Origin of the sequence: Variovorax cryoconiti (genome assembly GCF_051216395.1) — a bacterium.
Lineage (GTDB): Bacteria > Pseudomonadota > Gammaproteobacteria > Burkholderiales > Burkholderiaceae_C > Variovorax.
In genome coordinates, this window is record NZ_JBPJZI010000004.1 from 387216 (window position 1) to 410185 (window position 22970).

Annotated in this window: 17 protein-coding genes; 6 read left to right on the forward strand and 11 right to left on the reverse strand. The window is 68.3% G+C overall.

Annotation, left to right across the window (positions count from 1 at the left end; translation table 11 throughout):
- Positions 1–13 precede the first annotated feature (13 nt).
- Entirely contained in the window at positions 14–1405 is a 1392-nt protein-coding gene (gene radA / locus ACSFA2_RS13720) for a DNA repair protein RadA (protein WP_435455857.1), read from the reverse strand.
- 71 nt (positions 1406–1476) lie between these two features.
- Between radA and ACSFA2_RS13725 the strand changes: the two genes are divergently transcribed.
- The 4 genes from ACSFA2_RS13725 (at position 1477) to ACSFA2_RS13740 (ending at position 4846) form a co-directional block, all read left to right on the forward strand.
- Entirely contained in the window at positions 1477–1881 is a 405-nt protein-coding gene (locus ACSFA2_RS13725) for a 5-carboxymethyl-2-hydroxymuconate Delta-isomerase (protein ID WP_435455858.1), read from the forward strand.
- A gap of 5 nt (positions 1882–1886) precedes the next feature.
- Positions 1887–2702, forward strand: a complete 816-nt coding sequence (hpaI, locus tag ACSFA2_RS13730; protein WP_435455859.1) for a 4-hydroxy-2-oxoheptanedioate aldolase — start codon at positions 1887–1889, stop codon at positions 2700–2702.
- A gap of 124 nt (positions 2703–2826) precedes the next feature.
- Positions 2827–3816: a Bug family tripartite tricarboxylate transporter substrate binding protein gene (locus tag ACSFA2_RS13735; RefSeq protein WP_435455860.1), complete on the forward strand. Its 990-nt coding sequence runs from the start codon at positions 2827–2829 to the stop codon at positions 3814–3816.
- Positions 3817–3868: 52 nt separating this feature from the next.
- Positions 3869–4846, forward strand: a complete 978-nt coding sequence (locus tag ACSFA2_RS13740) for a 2-dehydropantoate 2-reductase (protein ID WP_435455861.1) — start codon at positions 3869–3871, stop codon at positions 4844–4846.
- 18 nt (positions 4847–4864) lie between these two features.
- Here the strand turns inward: ACSFA2_RS13740 and ACSFA2_RS13745 are convergent, their stop codons facing one another.
- Both ACSFA2_RS13745 and alr read right to left on the reverse strand, forming a co-directional pair.
- The gene (locus tag ACSFA2_RS13745; protein WP_435455862.1) at positions 4865–5581 is read right to left on the reverse strand and encodes a hypothetical protein; all 717 of its coding nucleotides are present in this window, start codon (positions 5579–5581) and stop codon (positions 4865–4867) included.
- A gap of 16 nt (positions 5582–5597) precedes the next feature.
- Positions 5598–6704 carry an alanine racemase gene (alr, locus tag ACSFA2_RS13750; RefSeq protein ID WP_435455863.1) on the reverse strand — a complete coding sequence of 369 codons (1107 nt, stop codon included), beginning with the start codon at positions 6702–6704 and terminating at the stop codon, positions 5598–5600.
- 179 nt (positions 6705–6883) lie between these two features.
- Between alr and lplT the strand changes: the two genes are divergently transcribed.
- Positions 6884–8188 carry a lysophospholipid transporter LplT gene (gene lplT / locus ACSFA2_RS13755; protein WP_435455864.1) on the forward strand — a complete coding sequence of 435 codons (1305 nt, stop codon included), beginning with the start codon at positions 6884–6886 and terminating at the stop codon, positions 8186–8188.
- A 44-nt stretch (positions 8189–8232) separates the two neighbouring features.
- On the forward strand, positions 8233–8718 hold the full coding sequence (locus ACSFA2_RS13760; protein WP_435455865.1) for a glutathione peroxidase: 486 nt from the start codon (positions 8233–8235) through the stop codon (positions 8716–8718).
- Positions 8719–8740: 22 nt separating this feature from the next.
- On the opposite strand, the gene ACSFA2_RS13765 is transcribed toward ACSFA2_RS13760, so the two are convergent.
- From ACSFA2_RS13765 to ACSFA2_RS13800, 8 genes are all read right to left on the reverse strand, one after another.
- Entirely contained in the window at positions 8741–9586 is an 846-nt protein-coding gene (locus ACSFA2_RS13765; RefSeq protein ID WP_435455866.1) for a DUF1266 domain-containing protein, read from the reverse strand.
- Between the two features lie 22 nt (positions 9587–9608).
- Entirely contained in the window at positions 9609–10169 is a 561-nt protein-coding gene (locus ACSFA2_RS13770) for a hypothetical protein (RefSeq protein WP_435455867.1), read from the reverse strand.
- A gap of 25 nt (positions 10170–10194) precedes the next feature.
- Positions 10195–10506, reverse strand: coding sequence for a hypothetical protein (locus tag ACSFA2_RS13775; RefSeq protein ID WP_435455868.1), 312 nt, complete (start codon positions 10504–10506; stop codon positions 10195–10197).
- 240 nt (positions 10507–10746) lie between these two features.
- Positions 10747–11583 carry an OmpA family protein gene (locus ACSFA2_RS13780; protein WP_435455869.1) on the reverse strand — a complete coding sequence of 279 codons (837 nt, stop codon included), beginning with the start codon at positions 11581–11583 and terminating at the stop codon, positions 10747–10749.
- A 33-nt stretch (positions 11584–11616) separates the two neighbouring features.
- Entirely contained in the window at positions 11617–16482 is a 4866-nt protein-coding gene (locus ACSFA2_RS13785) for a YadA-like family protein (protein WP_435455870.1), read from the reverse strand.
- A 345-nt stretch (positions 16483–16827) separates the two neighbouring features.
- Positions 16828–17724 carry an OmpA family protein gene (locus ACSFA2_RS13790; protein WP_435455871.1) on the reverse strand — a complete coding sequence of 299 codons (897 nt, stop codon included), beginning with the start codon at positions 17722–17724 and terminating at the stop codon, positions 16828–16830.
- Positions 17725–17747: 23 nt separating this feature from the next.
- Positions 17748–21818 (reverse strand): ESPR-type extended signal peptide-containing protein, encoded by a 4071-nt coding sequence (locus tag ACSFA2_RS13795; RefSeq protein WP_435455872.1) that lies wholly within the window; start codon positions 21816–21818, stop codon positions 17748–17750.
- 371 nt (positions 21819–22189) lie between these two features.
- A complete protein-coding gene (locus ACSFA2_RS13800) occupies positions 22190–22945 on the reverse strand; it encodes an OmpA family protein (protein ID WP_435455873.1) in 756 nt (251 codons plus the stop codon).
- Positions 22946–22970 lie beyond the last annotated feature (25 nt).

The window sequence follows — 22970 nt, forward strand, 5'->3', positions numbered from 1 at the left end:
GACGGGGAACGGCTCAGTCCAGCCGGCGCACGATGTCCAGGGCCTCTTCCACGCGCTCGACGGCATGGATGGTCAACCCCTCGATCTCCTTGCTGCCCTTCTTCGGCGCATTGGCCTTGGGCACCACGGCCACGCTGAAGCCGAGCTTGGCGGCTTCCTTCAGCCGCTCCTGCCCGCGCGGCGCAGGCCGCACCTCGCCGGCCAGACCGACTTCACCGAAGGCGATGAAACCCTTGGGCAGCGGCTTGCCGCGCAAGCTCGAGGTGATCGACAGCATCACCGCCAGGTCGGCTGCCGGCTCGGTGATGCGCACGCCGCCCACCGCGTTGACGAACACGTCCTGGTCCATGCAGGCCACGCCGGCATGACGATGCAGCACCGCCAGCAGCATCGCGAGGCGGTCGCGGTCGAGGCCGACCGACAGGCGCCGCGGGCTCGGCCCGCCGTTGTCGACCAGCGCCTGGATCTCGACCAGCATCGGCCGCGTGCCTTCGAGCGTGACCATGACCACGCTGCCGGGCACCGGCTCGCTGTGCTGGCTCAGGAAGATCGCGCTGGGGTTGCTCACGCCCTTCAGGCCGCGCTCGGTCATGGCGAACACGCCGATCTCGTTGACCGCGCCGAAGCGGTTCTTGATGGCGCGCACCAGGCGGAAGCTCGAATGCGTGTCGCCCTCGAAGTACAGCACCGTGTCGACCATGTGCTCCAGCACACGCGGGCCGGCCAGCGCGCCCTCCTTCGTGACGTGGCCGACCAGCACGATCGCGGTGCCGCTGGCCTTGGCGAAGCGCGTGAGGTGCGCCGCGCATTCGCGCACCTGCGCGACCGAGCCGGGCGCCGAGGTGAGCTGGTCCGAATACACCGTCTGGATCGAGTCGATGACCGCGATGGCCGGCCGGTGCGCGTCGAGCGTGGCGATGATCTTCTCCAGCTGGATCTCGGGCAGCACCTGCACCTGCGAGCGCTCCAGCCCGAGCCGGCGCGAACGCAGCGCGACCTGCGCGCCGCTCTCTTCGCCGGTGACGTACAGCGCGTTGTGCCCGGCACGCTGCAACGCGTCGACCGCCTGCAGCAGCAGCGTCGACTTGCCGATGCCCGGGTCGCCGCCGATCAGCGTCACGCCGCCGGGCACCACGCCGCCGCCCCACACGCGGTCGAGCTCGTCGATGCCGGTGGGCGTGCGGTCGACATCGCTCGCCTCGATCTCCGACAGCACCGCCAGGTCGGCGGTGCCGCCGAGCGCCGCAAATTGCGTGCCGAAGCGGTTGTTGGCGGCGCCGCCGGCGGGTTGCGCCACCTGTTCGACGAGCGTGTTCCAGGCGTTGCAGGCAGGGCACTTGCCCAGCCACTTGGCGCTGGTGCCGCCGCATTCGGTGCAGACGTAGTTGGTTTTTTCCTTGGCCATTGCACGAGTGTAGGGAGCGGCGCGGCCCGCGTTGAATAATCGGCCCTCCAACAGAACGAACGGAGACCGTCGTGCCCCATCTCGTGATCCTCTGCACGCCCAACGTGGCCGCAGACACCGACATGAACGCCCTGTGCCGCACGCTGTGCGACACCCTGCTCGCCCAGCGCGACGACGCCGGCAAGCAGGTCTTCCCGACCGGCGGCACGCGCGTGCTGGCCTACCCGGCCGCGCACTATGCGGTGGCCGACGGCTCGGGCGATCACGGCTTCGTCTACCTGAACCTGCGCATGGCGGCCGGGCGATCGGACGCCACCAAGCAGCGCATCGGCGACGCCGTGCTGGCCGCGGCCAAGGCGCATTTCGACCCGGTCTTCGAGCGTCGCCACTTCGGCCTCACGTTGCAGATCGACGAAAACCCCGGCATGGTCTACGACGGCAAGCACAACAACCTCATGCCCCTCTTCCCCGCCTGAACGCCATGCAAACACCCCACAACACCTTCAAGACCGCCATGCAGAACGGCCCCGCCCAGATCGGCCTGTGGGTCGGCCTGGCCGACGGCTATGCCGCCGAGATCCTCGCCGGCGTCGGCTACGACTGGCTGCTGATCGACGGCGAGCACGCGCCCAACGACGTGCGCTCGGTGCTGGCGCAGCTGCAGGCCATCTCGAGCGCCTGGGCCGCGCTGCCGCACCGCACGCAGCCCGTGGTGCGGTTGCCGGTCGGCGAGACGGCACTGATCAAGCAGTACCTCGACATCGGGGCGCAGACGCTGCTGATTCCGATGGTCGACACCGCCGAGCAGGCCGCGCAGCTGGCGCAAGCCATGCGCTACCCGCCCGAGGGCATCCGCGGCATGGGCAGCGCCCTGGCGCGGGCCTCGCGCTGGCAGGCGCACCCGAACTACATCCACGAAGCCAACGCGCAGGCCTGCCTGCTGGTGCAGGCCGAGACGGTGGAGGCGATGAAGAACCTCGACGCCATCGCCGCCACGCCGGGTGTCGACGGCGTCTTCATCGGCCCGGCCGACCTGTCGGCCTCGATGGGCTTCTCAGGCCAGCCGAACCACCCGGACGTGCAGGCGGCCATCGCCGACGGCATCGCGCGCATCCTGAAGGCGGGCAAGGCGCCGGGCATCCTGGCGACGACCGAGGAGCAGGCGCGCAAGTGGCTGGCCGCAGGCGCGCGCTTCGTGGCGGTGGGGGTCGACACCGTGGTGCTGACGGCGGCGGCCAAGGCGCTGCTGGCGCGCTACAAGCCGGGCGCGGGCGCGCCGACGGCGAACGGCTACTGAAAAAGGCCCCCGAACGTGGCGTAAACGCGGGGGTGCCGAGGTCCTTCCTGCTGGAAAAATACGCGGTCCTGCGCGCCCGCGTTGCGGCGCGCCGCGAACGATTCATCCATCGGAGACAGACCTCATGCACATCACCCGCCGCCACCTGCTGCAAACCACCGGCGCCTCGGCCCTGCTGGCCGGCATCGGCCAGCAGGCCTTCGCCCAGGCCCAGCTCGAGACCACCACCATCGTCACCGGCTTTGCGGCCGGCGGCACGTCCGACACGATCTGCCGCCGCCTGGCGCAGAAGATCAGCCCCGAGTTCTCGAAAGTGGCCGTGGTCGAGAACCGCACCGGCGCGGGCGGCCAGATCGCCATCGGCTACATCAAGGGCCGGCCGGCCGACGGCTCGGCGATCCTGCAGACGCCGACGTCGATGCTCACCATCTACCCGCACATCTACAAGAAGCTGCCGTACGACCCGCAGACCGACCTGACGCCGGTGTCGCTGGGCTGCGTGTTCGACTTCGGCTTCGCGGTCGGGCCGTCGGTGCCGGCCAGCGTGAAGACGGTGCCCGAGTTCCTGGCCTGGGCCAAGGCCAACCCGGCCGGCGCGAACTTCGGTTCGCCGGCCGCCGGCTCGACGCCGCACTTCATCGGCGCGCTGCTCGGCAAGAGCGGCGGCGTGGAGCTCAAGCACGCGGCCTACCGCGGCACGCAGCCCGCCATGCTCGACCTGCTGGGCGGCAACATCTCGGCGGTGTCGGGCCCGATCGGCGACATCACGCAGCATCTGCCCAGCGGCAAGGTGCGCATCCTGGGCGTGTCGGGTGCCAAGCGCAGCCGCTTCGCGCCGGACGTGCCGACCTACGGCGAGCAGGGCATCGCCAACATGGCGCACAGCGAATGGTTCGCCTTCTTCCTGCCGGCCAAGGCCTCCCCGGAGCTGGTGGCGCGCCTGAACACGGCCATGAAGAACGCGCTGGCCTCCAAGGACGTGATCGACGGCCTGGGCACCTTCGGGCTGGAAGCGATGTCGTCGACGCCGACCGAACTGGCCGACCTCATCAAGAAGGACACGGCCAAGTGGGGCCCGATCGTCAAGGAAGTCGGCTTCACGGCCGAAGGCTGATGCGCCACAGATGCTGCGCGGCGCTGCCGCGCGTTCTGGCACCATCGCGCCCATGAACATCTGCATCTACGGCGCCGGCGCGATCGGCGGATGGATCGGTGCTGCCTTCGCGCAGGCCGGCCAGCAACTCAACGTGGTGGCCCGCGGTGCCACGCTCGACGCCTTGCGGCGCGACGGCCTGGTGCTGCTGCGCGGCGACCAGCGCACACAGGTGCCGGTGAACGCGGTCGACGACCCGGCCGCGCTCGGCGTGCAGGACGTGGTCGTCATCGCCGTGAAGGCGCCGTCGCTGGCGGCCGTGGCTGCGCGCATCGCGCCGCTGATCGGCCCCGACACACTCGTGCTCACGGCCATGAACGGCGTGCCGTGGTGGTTCCTCGACGGCGGCTTCGGCGGCGCGTTGGCCGGCACGCGGCTGCAGGCGATCGACCCCGACGGCGCGATCGCGGCCGCCATCCCGGCGCGTCAGGTGGTCGGCGGCGTGGTGCATGCGAGCTGCGCGCTCGACGCACCCGGTGTGGTGCGTCATCACTTCGGCAACGGGCTGATCGTGGGCACGCCCTCCGGCGAGGCGAGCGAGCGCGTGGACGCGCTGGTCGCACTGCTGGTGCGCGGCGGCATCGAGGCGCGTGTGTCACCGCAGATCCAGAAGGACGTCTGGTACAAGCTCTGGGGCAACATGACGGTCAACCCGATCAGCGCGCTGACCGGCGTGACCACCGACCTGATCCTGGCCGACGACGAGGTGCGCGGCTTCATCTCGGCGGTGATGCTCGAGGCCAAGGAGATCGGCGCACGCATCGGCATCCCGATCGCGGAGATGCCCGAGGACCGCCACGTGGTGACGCGCAAGCTCGGCGCCTTCAAGACCTCGATGCTGCAGGACGTGGAGGCCGGTCGGCCGGTCGAACTCGACGCATTGGTGACCGTGGTGCACGAACTCGGCCAGCGCACCGGCGTACCGACACCCTTTACCGCCGCCCTGCTGGGACTGGCGCGCCTGCGCACGCGGCAGCTCGGGCTGTACTGACCGGCAGACGTTGCGCTGCTAGCGGTGCAGCAACATCCGCACCGCCTGCGGCAGCGAGTTCACCTGCGGCATGAAGCGGTCGATGACGGCGCCGAGCAGCACGGCACACAGCAACGCCCCCAACAGGGGCTTCCAGGTGAGCCTGACCGCGACGGTGAGCCAGCCTTCGCGCGCCACGCGCACGGCGGCGCGCGCCGACACGTACGAGAACGCGATCTCGACCGCCACGGCCAGCAACGCATCCCATCCGAAATAGAGCAGCGCCAGGGCGCCCGCACCCGTCACCAGCGCGAGGCCGATCAGGAAGATGGCGACCACCGGCACCACGATGACGGCACCCTCGTCGGCACTGGCTGCTGCTTCGAACGCGCCGCCTGCGATGTCGCCGATCGCGGAGGCATCGCCCGCCTCGACGGGCGCAGAGTGGTTCGACATGACGTCGAGCACGTCAGGGATGTCCGGATCGACGTCGGTGCGCCCCTCGACCAGCCGCTGCGCCCACCAGCGCAGCAGGCCCAGGTAGCCGAGGTACCCGACGCCGAGCGTGACGGCGTAGCGCAGCGCCAGCGAGTCGTTGCCGGCCCGCATCTGCAGCGTCGACACGGCCCACATCAGCAGCAGCGTGCAGGTGCCCAGCAACAGGCCGTGGGTGCGCAGGCTGTGGCGCCGGTGCAGGTCGCGCTCGAAGGCGCTTTCCCAGAGCCGCACCGAGCGCCAGTTGGAAAGAACCTTCATGGGTGGTGCGGCGTGCTCAGTCGCCCAGCACCACCGGCACGCGCGGCGCGACCGCGCACATCAGCTCGTAGCCGACGGTGCCGGCGGCGCGCGCGACCTCGTCGACCGGCAGCAGCGCATCGCCGTTCGACGCGCGGCCCCACAGCGTGACCTCGCTGCCGAAGCCGACCGAACGCCCGGCCGCCTGCAGCGGCGTGAGGTCGACGGTGACCATGTCCATGCTGACGCGGCCGACCAGCCGTGTGCGCACGCCGTCGACCAGCACCGGCGTGCCGGTCGGTGCGTGGCGCGGGTAGCCGTCGGCGTAGCCCACCGCTGCGACGCCGATCGTCATCGCCGCCTCGGCGACGAAGTGCGAGCCGTAGCCGACGGTCGCACCGGGCTGCAGTTCCTGCGTGCCGATGAGCCGCGTCGAGAGCGTCATGCCCGGCTGCAGTTGCCAGTGCGCGCTGTCGTGCTCGGGAAAGTCGGGGACGCCACCGTAGAGGACGATGCCGGGACGTACCCAGTCGATGCGCGTCTCGGGGGCGTGGCGCAGCACGGCGGCGCTGTTGGCGATGGAGCGCTCGCCCGGCAGGTCCTGCGTGGCGCGGTGGAAGGCGGCCAGCGCATCGGCGATGCCGCGCGGCCCGTCGGCATCGCTGAAGTGCGTCATCAGCGAAATCTCGTCGACCTGCGGCAGCGCGTTGAGCCGCGTCCAGGCGGCGCGGTAGCGCTCGGGCGCAAAGCCCAGGCGGTTCATGCCGGAGTTCATCTTGAGGAAGACGCGGTGCGGCACCTGCGTCTTGTGCGCAGCGAGCATGTCGATCTGCGCGTCGCAATGCACCGAATGCCAGAGGCCCAGGCGCGAACAGAGCTCCAGGTCGCGCGCTTCGAACACGCCTTCGAGCAGCAGGATCGGCCCGCGCCAGCCGAGGGCACGCACACGCTCGGCCTCGGCCAGGTCGAGCAGCGCGAAGCCGTCGGCGCCGCGGAACGCATCGAAGACGCGCTCGATGCCGTGGCCATAGGCGTTCGCCTTGACGACGGCCCAGACGCGTGAGTCGAGCGCCGAGCGACGCACGCGCTCCAGGTTGTGGCGCAGCGCGCCGGCATGGATGGTGGCGAGGATGGGGCGGGGCACGAAAACAGGACCTCTCGGAGAGATGGAAAACCCCTGGGGCCCTGGGGGGCGCCGTCGTGGGGGCACGCCATTTTGGCATTCCACCCCCATGCTATAACCGCGCATTCGCCGCTAGGGCGACGTCTTTTTTCTACCGCACCACCACATCGCCAGTCCCACCCTGGCCAGCCAGCCCATCGATGAAGCGCGGTTTCTACACCATCATGTCGGCCCAGTTCTTTTCGTCACTGGCCGACAACGCGCTTTTCGTCGCGGCCGTTGAACTGATGCGGTCCTCCGGCGCTCCCGAATGGCAGCGGGCGGCATTGGTGCCGATCTTCACGCTCTTCTATGTGGCGCTCGCCCCGCTGGTGGGCGCCTTCGCCGACGCCTACCCCAAGGGACGCGTCATGTTCATCAGCAACTTCATCAAGGTGGCCGGCTGCCTGATGATGCTGTTCGGCTCGCACCCGCTGCTGGCCTACGCCATCGTCGGCCTGGGCGCGGCGGCCTACTCGCCGGCCAAGTACGGCATCCTCACCGAGCTGCTGCCGGCGTCGCAGCTGGTCAAGGCCAACGGCTGGATCGAGGGCCTCACCATCGCGTCGATCATCCTGGGCATCGTGCTGGGGGGCCAACTGGTGGGCCACGCGGTGTCGAGCCACCTGCTGGCCTGGGACATGCCGTACATCGACACCGGCATCAATACCCCGCCGGAAGCGGCCATCGGCGCACTGATCTTCGTCTACATGCTGGCCGCGTGGTTCAACACGCGCATCCCGCACACCGGCGTGGAGATGCGCCCACTGCGTGCCAATCCGCAGCACGGCTTCGCGCGCAACATGATCGCGCTGCTGCCCGACTTCTGGCACTGCAACGCCCGTCTGTGGCGCGACAAGCTGGGCCAGATCTCGCTGGCGACCACCACGCTGTTCTGGGGCGCGGGCGGCAACCTCAAGTACATCGTGCTGGCGTGGGCATCGCTCGCGCTGGGCTACAACACGGCGCAGGCGTCCTCGCTGACCGGCGTGGTCGCCATCGGCACGGCCGTCGGTGCGGTGGTGGCGTCGATGAAGATGCGCCTGGACATGGCGACACGCGTGATCCCACTGGGCATCAGCATGGGCGTGCTGGTCATCGGCATGAACTTCATCGGCAACATCTGGGTGGCCGTCCCCTTCCTGATTCTGCTGGGCGGGCTGGGCGGCTTCCTGGTGGTGCCCATGAACGCGCTGCTGCAGCACCGCGGCCACAACCTGATGGGCGCGGGCCGGTCGATCGCGGTGCAGAACTTCAATGAGCAGGCCTGCATCCTGATCCTCGGTGCGTTCTACAGCGCATGCACCGGCCTCGGCCTGTCGGCGTACACGGCCATCACCGCCTTCGGCGTGGTGGTCGCGGGCTTCATGTGGATCATCAAGCGCTGGCACGAGAACAACCTGCGCAGGTACCCCGAAGAAGTCGAGCACCTGCTGTCGATCGCGCGCAGCGACAAGCACCACTGAGCGCCGCCGACGGCGCGACCTTCTTCAACCCCCGAGGAACGCCGATGGCATCGATCTACGACTTCAGCGCGCAGGCCATCGACGGCCACGCCATCTCGCTGGCCGACTACCGCGGCCGCGTGCTGCTCATCGTGAACACGGCCAGCCAGTGCGGGTTCACGCCGCAGTTCGCCGGGCTCGAAGAACTGCACCAGCGTTATGCCGCCGAGGGCTTGAGCATCCTCGGCTTTCCATCGAACCAGTTCGGCGGGCAGGACCCGGGCAGCAACGACGAGATCGGCGCCTTCTGCACGAAAAACTATGGCGTCAGCTTCCAGATGATGCAGAAGGTCGAGGTCAAGGGCAGTGATGCCGCGCCGCTCTACCGATGGCTCGTCCAGGAGAAGCCGGGGTTGCTCGGCAGCACCGTCATCAAGTGGAACTTCACCAAGTTCCTGGTCGGCCGCGACGGGCTGGTGATCAAGCGCTACGCGCCGCTCGACACGCCGGCGTCGCTGGCCAAGGACATCGAGGCAGCGCTGCGCGGCTGAGCGCGCCGCGCTCCGTCAGCGGTCAGCGGAGCGGATCGAAGGCCGTGGTCGGCATTCCGACGGCGAGCAGGCTGCTCACCAGGTCGACGTCTGGCGCATGCGGGGGTGCGGTCCAGTCGGCGGCACGTGCCAGCAGCGAGCGCCGCGCCGCGAGCAACACCGTGTGACTGCGCGCAATGTGGTACCAGTCGCCGATGTCGTCCAGATCGAGTACGCCACGCACCCCCATGCCGACGAGGGCCGACAGCGAGTAGTCCTTCCAGGACGTGTAGCGCATGCGCGCCATCGGCTGAAGGCGATCGAGCGCGCGCCAGACGGACTCACGGGACGCGTAGCCCAGTGTGAAGCCGAGCCGCAGCAGGTAGGCCACCTGCTGGACATCCCACGCCACCAAGCCGAGGTGCTGGTCGCGGATCTCGCCGGGCTTCACGATGCCAGCGTGGGCCGACAGGAAGACGAGCACATCGCGCAGCGATCGGTACGCCGCGGTGTCGACAGGCTCGCCGATTTGCCAGGCCTCGAAGGCCTCCGCTTCCTCCGACGACACCGCCCCCAGTGCGCGAAGCCGCGTGTCGATCACCCGCTGGAAGTCGCGTGCAGACCGCACGTTCCAGTACCGCGCGAGGAGGTCGCGGATATGCCGACGAGGCAGTGTGCTCGCCAACTGGTTGAAGTCATCGTGCTCGAGCAGCGCCAGGTTGGCGCTGAGAAGAAGCCCGAAGAGCTGATGCGCCGCGATCGCCTCGGTGGGCGCGAACGCGATGCCGCGGGCCCAGCTCGCATTGCTCCAGCCCATCCGCACGCCGACGATGGTGCACAGAAGGGCCAGCCAGATGGCGAGGGCGGCAATCCAGATATCCATGCTCATCTCCCCTTGGCAGACGGTGCCGTCACGGGTACACCACTTCCTTCGTCACGCTGACGCAGCCGCCCGCGATCCGGATCAGGTAGACATGGTGCGTCGGGCTGTAGGGAATGACGGCGATCTGCTCGCCCAGACGTTCCAGCCCCTGGGTGTAGCGCAGCTCTTCCAGCGCAACGTCCTGGCACGACTTGCGCCACACATCGACCTTGTCGTAGCTCAGGTCGCAACCACCACGGAGGGTCGGTGCGAAGGTCGCGCTCACGAGGCTCGTCGCTTCCGCGTCCTTGCGCTCGATCGCCACGCCCAGCGTCGCGGCATCCGGCGCCGCTGGGTGGGTCATGACGATCGCAGCGTGGCTGCCCGTGGTGCCGGTCAGCGCCGGTCCGAAGCGCCGGGTGGCGTCGAGGCAGGTCTGCACGCCGAGGCGCCCGGCCAGGCGGGCCACGGTGCCGACCGACGCGGCGGCGTCCTGCGGCTGGGCGAGCGCAGGCAAGGCGAAGGCCACGGACGCCGCGATGAGCACCGCGCCGAAGCCGGTGAGATGCCAACGCGCTGCGGCAATGCCTATCCCCGATGAAATACGCATGAAAAGATTCCGTCCGGCTGACGACTCAGGACACGGCCTGGACGTCGGTCACTGCCCTTTGCGGATCGATCGCGACGGATTCCACGCCAACAGTCAGCGCTACAGCAGCGCTGGTGTCGGCGTGGAAGTACAGCGTCGGCGTGACAGCAAAGGGTTGCAGTGCGCCCGGGGGTTGGCGCACCGTGATGGCATCTTGGTGGCGGGTGTCGTCGGTCGAGCGTGCCCTGCGGAGCGGCTGGACCGAGACGGTGTGAGCGGCGCGCGCGAGACGGGATGCTGCAGACCACACCGCGTGATCTTCGATGCTCCCGCCCGCCCCGTGCTGCATCCCGTCCATGGCATATACCTTGTGTGTTCTAAAAAAACCGCGCAACGTCTGAGCGTCTTGGCGCGCGGTTTAACTCCCTGATGGGGACGGATGGTGTCGGCAAGAGAGGCCTCGCAGCAGCGTTGGCGAGGTTCTGCGAGATTTGGGACGCATTTCGTTCTCAAAGTGCAAACTATTCGGCAACAAAGATTCAAAAATGCGTCCCGCGCAGACGATCGGCGCCGGCGCGCTGAGCCTGGCTCAGGACATCTACTGCACGCTGATGTCGACGCGGCGATTGGGCGCCAGGCAGGCGATCAGCGCATTCCGGTTCGCCTGGGCGCACTGCACCTTCGGCGCCGTCTCGCCCAGGCCCTGCACCTGGATGCCGCGCGCGGGTACGCCGGCCTTCACCAGGTAATCGCGCACCGTGGCCGCACGGGCCAGCGACAGTCGCTGGTTGTAACTCGACGACCCGAGCCGATCGGTGTGGCCGGTGATGTCGATGCGATCCACGCCCTGGGCGCCACGCAGGCTGGCGGCGAGTGCGTCGAGCTCCCGGCGTCCCTGCGGCAGCAGGTCGCTCGTGGCCGAACCGTCAAAGGCGAAGAGTGCGTCGGCCGACAGCTCTACGCGCTTGGGCACCGGGGGTACCACCACGCGCTCCACCGGCGCAGGCGGCATCGGCGCAGCCGCGACCTTGAGCATGTCGGCGCAATCCGTCGGCAGCCAGTGGAAGCTCTGCGCCACCACGTTCTTGTCGAAGATCGCCTTGTACTGACAGGTCTTGATGCCGGTCGGCGTGCGGAAGTGGAAGATGTAGTCCCACTCGCGCACTGCACCCAACCCCTCGCTGAAATGGGGCCGCCCGACAAAGTCGTAGAGCTGGTCCTTCGTCACGCCCGGTGCGATGCGGCGCAGGTTGTCGAGGTTGGGGAAGGTGCCCTCCTTGAACCAGGCGTCCTTCTGGGCCGGGAAAACGACCTCGCCGGCCACGCCCTCGTCCGAAATTTTCTTGCTCACCCTCGAGGTGCCGCAGGCCTGCAGGGCCAGCAGTGCCGCGATGCCCACGGCCACGCCGGTGCGTTGAATCATCTTGTGTGTCATGTTCGTTCCTGTTGATGGTTCGTGGTGCTGCGCTTACCAGTGGAAGCCCGCGCCGGCGCCCACGCCGAACTTGCTGCGCGAATTGCCCGTGGCGCTGAATTTCACGACCCAGCGGCCGTTGTCCGACAGCTTCGAGACACCGAGCGCGATGCCCGCCTCACCGTCGTAGCCACCCACGCCGACCGACACCATGCTCTTGCCCGGGATGTAGGCCTGCGGCAGGTTCGCCATGGCGATGGCGCTGGCCGTCCCGGCGCTGGCCTGCTTGGCGGTCTTGCGCAGATCGCCGCTCAACTGGTTGAAGCGCTGGTCGGTGTATTGCTTGCCCCCCTCCAGCCCCGCATTGAGCTGGTTGACGTTGACGGCATCGGTGCCGGCCACACCCTCGGCCACGTTGTGCACGGTGACCGGACCCGTGGTGTTGCTGCCGCCCATGGTCACGCTGTTGTAGTTGGTCGTGCCGTCCACGTTGGTGTCGTACTTCACCGTGCCCTGGTCGATCTGCGTGACCTGCCCCTGCACCGCCTTCAGCTGGCTCACGTTGACCGCGTCGCTGTCGACCGTGCCCGCCGCCACGCCGGTGATCTGGCGGAACTGCCCGCTGGCCGCATCGCCCACCGACACCGCCGCCAGCGTGCTGGTGGTCGCGCCGATCGCCGTGCGCTGCTCGGTCGTGGCCGTCGGCGGGATGTAGCCCGCCACGCCGGATGCCGTGCTTGCCACCGAGCCTGCGCCCAGTGCCACGCCGCCAGCCTGCGTCACATTGCTGCCCGCACCGAGGGCCACGCCCTGCACCGCGTTCGCCGAGGCCTGCGTCCCCAGGGCCACCGCGTCGGCCGCGCCTGAGGTCGATGCCTGGCCGATGGCGATGCCCCCCGGCGCACTCGCCTGGACGGTCGCCCCGTTGCCCATGCCGATGCCGTTGTTGCCGTTGACCACCGTCTGCGGTCCGATAGCGACGGAATCCATGCCAACCGCCAGCGAATCAATAGCGCTGGAGTTGGCATGGAAGTACATCGTCGGCGTGACAGCAAAGGATTGCAGTGCGCCCGAGAGTTGGCGCACCGTGACGGCGTCTTGTTGTTCGGTCCCGTCGGCCACGTTGGTGATCTGGCGGTAGCTCGTCGCGTTGCCCACCGACACCGCGCCCAGCAGCGTGCGGTCGGTCGTGTTGTAGTGAATGAGCGAGCTGCCCGCGGGGATGTCGCCCTGCGTGCCGGCAACGGCGCGGTCGGACACCGCGCCCGAGCCCAGCGCGACGCCGCCTTCGACGGACGCATTGGCCTCAAAGCCCTGCGCCACGCTGTTGAGCGCACTGGCGGTTGCCCCGCTGCCCGCGGCGAGGGAGCTTTCGCCCGAGGCGGTCGCTTGACGACCCAACGCGGTGGCACGGTACGCCGAAGCCACAGAATTCACACCGACCGCCGTCGCGCTGCGTGCCGAGGCGGTGGTGTTGTAGCCCAAGGCCGTGGAATAGGCGTCGCCCGTCGCTTTCGCGATCATGCCGAGGGCGACGTTGTACGCGCCGGTTGACGAAGAGGCGTCACCGATGGTGATGGCACCATTGCCAGCCGAGTTGGATGCAAAGCCGATCGCAATACCGAGCCGGACCGAGGCCGTACCGCCAATGGCGATGGTGTTCTGCGCCAGCGACTGAGCGCCGGCGCCGATGGCAACCATGCCGCCATTGATGGCGTTGGCGTTCGTGCCGATCGCCACGCCGTTCTGCGAGTTGGTGGTGGCACCGTAGCCCGCGGCATAGCTGTTGTTGCCCGACGCCACGGCGTTCTTGCCAGAAGCGATCGCATCTACGCCCGTGGCCCCGTCGTTGTTTTCGTTGCCGCCTCCGGTCGAATTGACGCTGTAGTACTTGGTCTTGTTCGCCGCCACGGTCGCATCGAGTGCTTTCAACTGCGACACGTTCACTGCATCGGAGTCGGCCGTACCCGCTGCCACGCCATTGATCTGGCGGAACTGGCCGTTGGCCGCATCGCCGACCGAGACCGCGCCCAGGGTGCTGGTCGTCGCGGCGATGGCCGCAGTTTGTGCGGCATCGGCGCCCGCCGGCACATAGCCCGCCACTCCTGCTGCTGTATTGGCTACGGATCTGGAACCCAGCGCAACACCATCAGCCACGGAGGCGTTGGCCGACAGGCCCAAGGCCAGGGCCGCATTCGCGCTCGCCGCCGAGGAGGCGCCGATCGCGATCGTGTCGTCACTGATCGCCCGCGCTTGCGTACCGCCGTTGAGGTGATCGCCACCCATCGAGATCGACCGCGTGCCGCTGGCGATCGAGCGGCCCAGCGCCACACTGGAATTTCCGGCGGCGATGGCATTCGGACCGGCCGCCGTGGCCCAGTTGCCCGAGGCATTGGCATACGAACCGAAGGCCTGCGATCCGATGCCCGACGCAACCGTCGAGTACCCGCCCACGGCCGTCGAGGTGTTGCCTGTAGCGGACGTATAGCTGCCCAGTGCGGTGCTGTTACCGCCGGACGATATGGAGTTCACCCCCAGCGCATAACTGTCCGTCTGCGATGCAGCCGCCCCGTTACCCATGGCAATGGCGCTCCGACCCGTCGCCGTTGCATTGATGCCTGCAGCAATCGCATTCGCGCCCGTGGCCCCCTCGTTGTTCTCGTTGCCGCCGCCAGTCGAATTGACGCTGTAGTACTTGGTCTTGTTCGCAGCCACCGTGACCGACAGGTCCTCGATCGCCGTGTTGGTCGCATAGAGCTGCGAGCCGTTGATTGCATCGGTGCTGGTCGCACTGAGGCGGCCCGCGGCCACGTTCGTGATCTGGCGCTCTGCACCCACGTCGCCAACGCTGACCACGCTGGTGGGGCTGGTGCCGGCGAAGGTATAGGCCGTCCCCCGGATGGTCGTCCCGGCCGTGGGGCTGGCAGCGCCCTCGACCGAGTTCTTGCCCAGCGCCACGCCGCCGGCCAGCGTTGCATTCGCGCCGTCGCCCAGCGCCGTGCCGCCCGCACTGGCAGAAGCGCCGGCGCCAAGGGCAACGGATGCAGTGGCTGTGGCACCGGTGCCGATCGCAATGGTGTTGATGCCGCTGCTCACGCTGTTCTTGCCGATCGCGATGGCGCCGGTGTTGCTGGCCAAAGCGGACGTGCCGAGCGCAAGGCTGTCCTCGCCCGAGGCTGTGGCGGCCTTGCCCATGGCGATCGCGGCGATGCCCGAGCTCACCGACTCGCCACCGATGGCGATGGCATCGTCGGCACTGGCGACTGCGCCGGCGACCCCGTTGACGCCCAGCGCCGTGGCACCCACGCCTGTGGCTTGCGCACCCTGAACGACCGGCGTGTAGAAGTCATATCGGCCACTGCCGATGGCGGTGGCGTAGTTGGCATTGGCGTTGGTCAGCGCGCCAATTGCAGTCGAGGCATAGGTTCCGCTCGAGTTCGAAAGCGTTCCCATGGCGAGCGTGTTCTGGCCATTGGCGACAGCATCACGCCCCAGCGCGATGGACTGGAACCCGGTAGCTTGGACCGCCGCCCCGATACCGATGGCGCTATCGCCGGCTACGCTGGAGGCACCGATCGTGACGGCAGCACCGCCGCTGATCGTGGACGCGTTTTGACCAATAGCGACCGATGCGCCGAACGCACCGCTGGAGACCGCATTCGCGCCGATCGCGATATTGCCGTTCCCGTTGTTGCTGAGCGCCTGCGCGTTAAGGCCGAGCGCAATACCGCCGCCATTGTGATTGCCGTCATTGGTATAGTTTTCCGACACGATCGCTCCGTGACCGATGGCGGTATCGTTGGTGCCGCTCGCCTGAGCGGCAGTACCCATGGCGATGGCGTTACCGCCGAGCAGCCCAAGGGTTTGGGAGCCATTGCCCATCACCAGGTCGCCCGAACCCCGGGCAACATTGCCGGTTCCCATTGCGATGGAGTTTCCACCTAAAGCTTGAGCGTGGTAGCCAACCGCGATGTCATTGGTGTTTGAAGTCAGCGCCTCTCGCCCGATCGCGACGCTGAAGGCGCCATTGGCATCGGATTCAACGCCGAGGGCCACGGAGTTGCTGCCTTGCGCAGACGCGGCGGCGCCGACCGCCGTCGACACGATCCCGCCGGCGTTCGTATGATCCCCCAGCGCTACGCCCCCTTGGCCAACCGATGTGGCGCCTTCGCCGACTGCGACACCCAACCACCCCGTCGTGGCGCTCTGGCCGACCGCCACACCATCGGAACCTGCGGAGGCAAAGGATCCCACCGCGACGGACTGACCCGTCGAGAAAGACTGATCGCCGATCGCAATGCTGCCGTAGCTGGCGCCACTGCCGAGCGCTTGCGCATTCCGACCGATCGCCACTGAACCGACCCAACGCGCCACTGAATCGGCGCCGATCGCTACCTGTCCATTGTCGGCAAGCCCGCCGCTGCCCTGGCCGCTGAAGCTGCCACGCCCGATGGCGATGCTGTCGACGGACGTCGCCTGTGCGCCCGCACCAAAGGCCAGCGCGTTGGCGGCCGAAGCCGTGGTGGTCTGCGAGCCGATGGCGACTGCATTGATGCCACTCGCGCGGGCGTCAATGTTGGTGGTACCGGCTGTCGCCGCCGTCGCGCTGACGTCAGTGATGAGCGCCATGCCGCCGCCGGCCGTTTGGCCCATGCAGGTCCAGCTCGCCGTGGTGCCCACCGCGACGGGCGTCTGGCTCACACACACGTTCGCCGGCCCGGCCGTGCCCGTGGTCGTGGCCGAGCCCGGAACGGCGGAAGCCGCCGCGCGGCTGTCCGTCGAAGCGCCAAAGGCCGCCAGCATGCACACCAGCGCGACAGCCGATGATGCGCTGCGCTTGCCTCGACTCGCCGATAGCTCCGACGTCGCCACCCAGGCGCCCAGCGCCTCATTCCAGATCGATCGATAGGTTCTGTTCATGTTCTCTCCCCTGTTGACGTTTCGATTGAAGGCCTCAGCGCAACGTCGTTTTGTTGCTGTGGGCCCGGCTCCCTGTCACGGAGGCGGATGGTGTCGAGGACGAGGAGGGCACGGCCGCAGATGCGAGATTTCGCGAGATTCGTGATGCATTTCGTAGCAAAAATGCAAACTAGTTCGCAACAAAGGTTCACCGTTGTGTCCACGGTGCGTGCTCGCCTGCCGGCGATCGGCTAGGCGGACAATGCGCGCCCGTTGCGGCGCATCGGCGCGCTTCACCGCTTGAAAAAGGCACGGCCCGCCTGAAGCCAGGCGGGCCGTGTGAGGGGCTTGGAAGCGCCCTGCGCCCTATCGCAGACCGACGACGTCGATCTCGACCCGACGGTCTGGCTGCAGGCAGGCGATCAGCTCGGGCGTCCGGGCGGTGCCGGCGCAATGGGCCACCGGCTGCCGCTCGCCCTGGCCTTCGGCGCGCACGCGCGCGGCGTCGACACCGTTCTGCACCAGCAGGTGCCGCACGGTCTGCGCGCGTGCCAGCGACAGCGCCTCGTTGTAAGCGGCGGAACCGAGCCGATCGGTGTGACCGGTGACCACCACCTGGTCGTAGGCCTGCCCACGCAGGGCGGCTGCGAGTCTCTCGACGCGTTGCCGGCCGTCGGGCAGCAGGTCGCCTTCGGCGCTGCGGTCGAAGCGGAACAGGCCGTCGGCACCCAGCGTGGTCTTCGCTGCCACCACGGGCGGTGGCAGCACGACAGGCGGCGTCGGCTTGGCCGCAACCACCGCGGGCGCCAGCAGGTCCGCGCAGCCGGGGCCCTTCCAGTACATGCCGTTCGTCAGCACGTCGGCGTTGAAGCGCATCATGTACTGGCAGGTGATGTACTCGGGGCCGGCGCCGGTGCGGAAGTGAAAGATGTAGTTCCACTCGCGCACGCCGCCCAGGCCTTCGCTGAAATGCGGAAAACTCAGCAGCTCGCGCACCTGGTCCTTGCCCATGCCGGTGCGCATGGCGCGCAGGGCCTCGAGGCTCGGAAAGCTCCCTTGCTGCCATTTGGCCGAGCTCAGCGCCGGGAAGTCCGCGTCCTTCGGCGCTGCCGGGTTGTCGACGGCAGCGCGCGTCTGCATCTCGGGCGTGATGGTGTGGCTCGGCGCGGCGCAACCGATGGTCACGATCGCCGACACACAGGCCGCGATGAGCGGAAGCGCGTAGCCGACAACAGGGGTCTTGTTTTGAAGAATCGTTTTCATGATGGATGCAATCCGTGTCGTGATCAGTTGAAAACCCACTCGGCGCCGACCGTGGCACCAATGCCGGCACGGCTGGTGGCGAGGCCGCCGGTGAGGCTCCAGGCGTTGTTGTCGGAGGTGCGCCGGAAGCTGATGCCCACTGCGCCTTCGCCCTTGAAGGCGCCGACGCCGATGCGCATGACGGTCTTGCCCGGGACATAGCTCGCCGGCATCTGCAGCGCCATCGCCGAGGCAACGCCGGCGTAGGCGTTCTTGGCGACGCCGTCAATGCGGTTGTTGACCGAATCGATGCGGCTGTTCAGGTTGTTGTTGACGGCGTTCAGTTGGTTCACATTGACCGCGTCGGTGCCAGCCACCCCCGGTGCCACGTTGTGGATGCTGACGGGGCCGGTCGTGTTGTTGCCGCCCAGGGTCACGCTGTTGTAGTTGACCGAGCCGTCGACGTTGGTGTCGTATTTCACCGAGCCCTGGTCGATCTGCGTGACCTGGCCCTGCACCGCCTTGAGCTGGCTCACGTTGACCGCGTCGCTGTCCACCGAGCCCGCCGCCACGCCGGTGATCTGGCGGAACTGCCCGCTGGCCGCATCGCCCACCGACACCGCCGCCAGCGTGCTGGTGGTCGCGCCGATCGCGGTGCGCTGCTCGGCCGTGGCCGTCGGCGGGATGTAGCCCGCCACGCCGGATGCCGTGCTTGCCACCGAGCCTGCGCCCAGCGCCACGCCACCGACCTGCGTCACGCTGCTGCCCCGGCCGACCGCCACACCCTGCACGGCCGCCGCCGAGGCGCCGGTGCCGACGGCGATCGAATCCGCCAGGTGCGAGGTCGCTGCCTGGCCGATCGCGATGCCGCCCGGTGCCATCTGCTGCACGATGGCGCCGTTGCCGATGCCCACGCCGTTGTCGCCGTTGACCACCGTCTGCGGGCCGACCGCGATCGATTCGGCACCTGCGGCAACCGAATCGATGGCCGCCGAGTTCGCATGGAAGTACTTGGTCGGCGTGGTCGAGAACGCGCTGAGCGCACCGGTCAGCTGGCGGACCGTGACCGCATCGCTCGACGCGGTGCCATCGGCCACGTTGATGATCTGCCGGTAGCCAGTGGCGTTGCCCACGGACACGGCGCCGAGCAGCGTCTTGTCGGTGGTGTTGTAGGGCACGCTGATGCTGCCGCCTTCCGGTGTCAGCGCGACGGGGATGGAGCCTTGCACCGGCGCAATCGCCCGATCGGAGATCGATCCACTCCCCAAAGCGACGCCATCGGCGACCGAGGCCGTCGACAACGCACCCAGCGCGAGACTCGATGCCGCCAGCGCCTGCGCTTCATCGCCGATCGCCGCCGAGCTCAAACCCGCCGCATAGGCATTGGCGCCATACGCCGCCGCATTGCCGCCGATCGCCCCAGCATTGAAGCCGGTCGCCGTGCCGCCGATGGCGCTGACGAAGCTGCCATTGCCGATCGCCGTCCCTTGGCCTGCGGTGCTCTGGGAGCCCGAGCCCATCGAAATCGCATTCTCGGCGCTGGCGGTCGAACCCGCGCCCAAGGCGAGTGCGTTCTGCGCAGAGGCCGCGGCCCCACTGCCGACGGCGACCGCATTGCCAGCCCCGCTGGCGGTGGCGCCGAGTCCCATGGCGACGCCAGCGTCGGCACTGGTCGATGCGTTCTTGCCTGCGGCGATCCCGTCGACGCCAGTGGCGCCGTCGTTGGCCTCGTTGCCGCCACCGACCGAATTGACGTGGTAGTACTTGGTCTTGTTCGCCGCCACGGTGATCGACAGATCCTCGATCGCCGTGTTAGTCGCATACAGCTGCGAGCCGTTGATCGCATCGGTGCTGGTCGCGCTGATGCGCCCGGCCGCCACGTTGGTGACGGTGCGCTCCGCACCGACGCTGCCCACGCTCACCGTGCTGGTCGGTGCCGTCCCGGCGAAGTTGTAGGTCGTGCCACGGATGGTCGTGCTCGCCGTGCCCACGGCTGCAGCCGTGGTGGAGCCGGTACCCAGCGCAACGTCGTTGGTGAAGTTGGCCACCGCATTGGAACCAATGGCCGTGGCACCGTCGTGCAGCGACGAGCTGCCAGCACCCAACGCGACCGTGTTGTTGAAGGCGGTGAGCGCAGCCGAGTTGTTGGCCGAATTGCCCAGAGCCACGTTGTTGCTGCCTTGCGCATACTGCAGGGCACCGCCGCCCATGGCCACGTTGCGGTCGCCCTCCACACCGTACATGGCGCCGTTGCCCACGCCGGTGTTGTAGTCGCCGGTGCTTGCCAGGCCGGAGGCGAAGCCGACCGAGGTGTTGCCCAGGCCACTCTGACTGCGTCCGGCATCACCGCCGATGAAGACACCCTGCCCGGTCGACGCGGAGCCCAGGCCTGCCAGCGAGCCGATCGTCACGTCCCGATCGCCGGACGCCGTGGCGTTGTCGCCCATGGCAATGCTGCTGGCCGCGTTGGCGGTCGACTGCGGTCCGACGGCGATGCTCTCCGCGCCGACCGCATTGCTGTCCGCTGCGGCCGAATTGGCGTGGAAGTATTTGATGCCGCCACCGATGTTGATGTTTTCGATGGCGACGTTGGTGGCGTACAACTGGCTGCCATTGATCGCGTCGGTGCTGGTGGCGCTGATGCGGCCCGCGGCGACATTGGTGATCTGGCGCTCGGCTCCGACAGCACCGACGCTGACCACGCTGGTCGGCGCAGTGCCGGCAAAGGCATAGGTCGTTCCTCGGATGGTCGTCCCGGCTGTCGGGTTGGCGGTGCCCTCGACCGAGTTCTTGCCCAGCGCGACGCCGCCGGCGACGGTTGCGTTGGCACCATCGCCCAACGCCGTGCCCCCTGCGCTGGCGGATGCGCCGGCGCCCATGGCGACCGATGCGGTGGCGGTGGCCCCGGTTCCGATGGCAATCGTGTCGACGCCGCTGCTCGTGCTGTCCTTGCCGATCGCGATGGCGCCTGTGTTGCTGGCCTCGGCGGCATCGCCCAACGCCAGCGACGACGCGCCGCTCGCGACGGCCGACTTGCCGACGGCTGTTGCCGATGCGGTCGATGCCTTCGCGTCCGTACCGATGGAGATCGTGTCGTTCGCATTCACGGCCTGTCCTGCACGCAGCCCCATCGCCACGTTGCCGGTGCCGACCACGTTGATGCCAGCCGACGTGCCGACAGCGGTGTTGTCGGTGCCGTTGACCTGTGCACCGGCGTCGGCGCCGACGGCGGTGTTGAAGGTACCGGTGACCGGCGTCCCGTCTTCGTACGTGCTCATGCCATCGGCGTAGGTGATGGTGCGCGCCACCCCCTGGATGGCACGGCCGGCGTTGGCACCGATGGCGGTGTTCACGCCCGCTCGCATGTTCTGGCCGGCGCGAAAGCCGATGGCCGTGTTCGAAGAGTACGAGCCGAGTGCGGTGCCGGTCCAGTTCTGACCGGCCCGCGAGCCGATGGCCGTGTTGTAGTCGCCAACGATGCTCTGCATCGTGAACGCCCCGATGGCGGTGTTGACGCTGCCCTGAATGCCCGATGCCACGTCGCGACCGACGCCGACGTTGTCGGTGCCCTGGGTGCCCAGGCCGGCCTGGTAGCCGAACATCAGGTTGCCGTAGCCCACGATGCCCTGGCCGGCACGCAGGCCGATGGCGACGCCCCCGCCTTGCGACGAAAGCGCGCCGGCGCTGGCGCCGACGAAGACGTTGGGCTCGGCCCCCGCACCCAAGGGAATGGACCCGCTCCCGGCCTGCGCGCCGATCGACACGTCATTGACGTTCACCACCGCAGCGGACACGCCAACGGCGATGCTGTTCACCGTGCTGGCTTTGGCGTCGCAGCCGACCGCGATGCCCTGCAGGCCGCTCACGGTGGCGGGCGCGGCGCAGCCGAAGTCGGAGGCCGCGGTGCCGTTCATGCCGGCGTTGACCACGCCACTGCCCGCGGCCTGAGCAAAGACGACGGACAGCGGCATCAGCGCGCCGACCGCCAGGCCCACAGCCGCCTTCTTGATGGCCCGCTTGCTGCGCGCCGACTTGCCGCGACCGGACTGCAGTTCGGACGTGGCTACCCAAGCGCCGAGCGCCTCGTTCCAGATTGATCGATACGTCTTGTTCATGTCTTTCCCCCTTGTGTGCGCTTGCGAATGAATGGATTTGCAGCGGATGCCCATGCACCCTTGATGGCGGGCGCGATGGTCGCGGGGGGAGATGCACGGACGCGTCGGTTGCGACATTTCGCGAGGAACTGCCGCCAACAAACCAACCGGACGTTACTTATTGCGCGATGGCACAGGCTCGTTGGCCGAGTCTCTTGTGCTCCTCCCCGGGGCGAGCGGTCCGCAGCCGCTCGCCTGTTCTCAGGCTCAGGTGTGTTGGTTGTCGCCTCTCATCAGGGTTCGGTGCTGACGTCGATGTCCACGCGCCGATTGCGTTGCAGGCAACGCACGAGCTCCGGCGTTGCCACGGTGCCGGGGCACGTGACCACTGGCTACCGCTCGCCCGCGCCGCTCGCACGGATCGACGTCGGCGCGATGCCCTCTTTCACCAGGAGGTCACGCACGGTGTTGGCGCGGGCCAGGGACAACGTATCGTTGTGGGCCCCGGAACCCAGCCGATCGGTGTGGCCGACGATGGTGATCGACACACGTTGCACGCCACTCTGGCGCAGCTCGGACGCCAGCCGCTGGATCTTGCGTTGCCCTTCCGGCAGCAGGTCTGGCGAGTGGCCGCCGTCGAAGCGGAACAGCCCGTCTGCAGAGAAGCTGAGCTTCTTTGGCGAGATCGGTACCGACACGGGGGCCGGCATGGATGCCGCGATCACCGGCGCCGGCGGCGGGTTCACCAGGGCTTCGCAGTTCGGGCCCTTCCAGTGGAAGTCCTGCGCGCGCACGTCCTTGTCGAAATGGACCATGTACTGGCAGGTGATGAACTCGGGGCCCTTGCCGGTGCGGAAGTTGACGATGTAATTCCACTCGCGCGGCCCGAACAGGCCTTCGCCGAAGTGCGGGTAGCTGATGAGCTCGCGCACCTGGTTCTTGGTCATGCCCGGCGCGATGCGGCGCAGTTGCGCCACGTCGACGAAGGTGCCGCCCTGGAGCCAGGCCTTGTCCATGTCGGGAAAGTCCACGCGATGGTTGGCATCCAGCATTGACGGCACGGTGCCCGACGGGCTGGGCGTCGGCGCGCCACAGGCGGCCAGCACCAGCGTACAGACGGCGAGAGAGAGAAGAGCGTGATGCTTCATATGGATTCTCCGGGTGCGCTGTCGA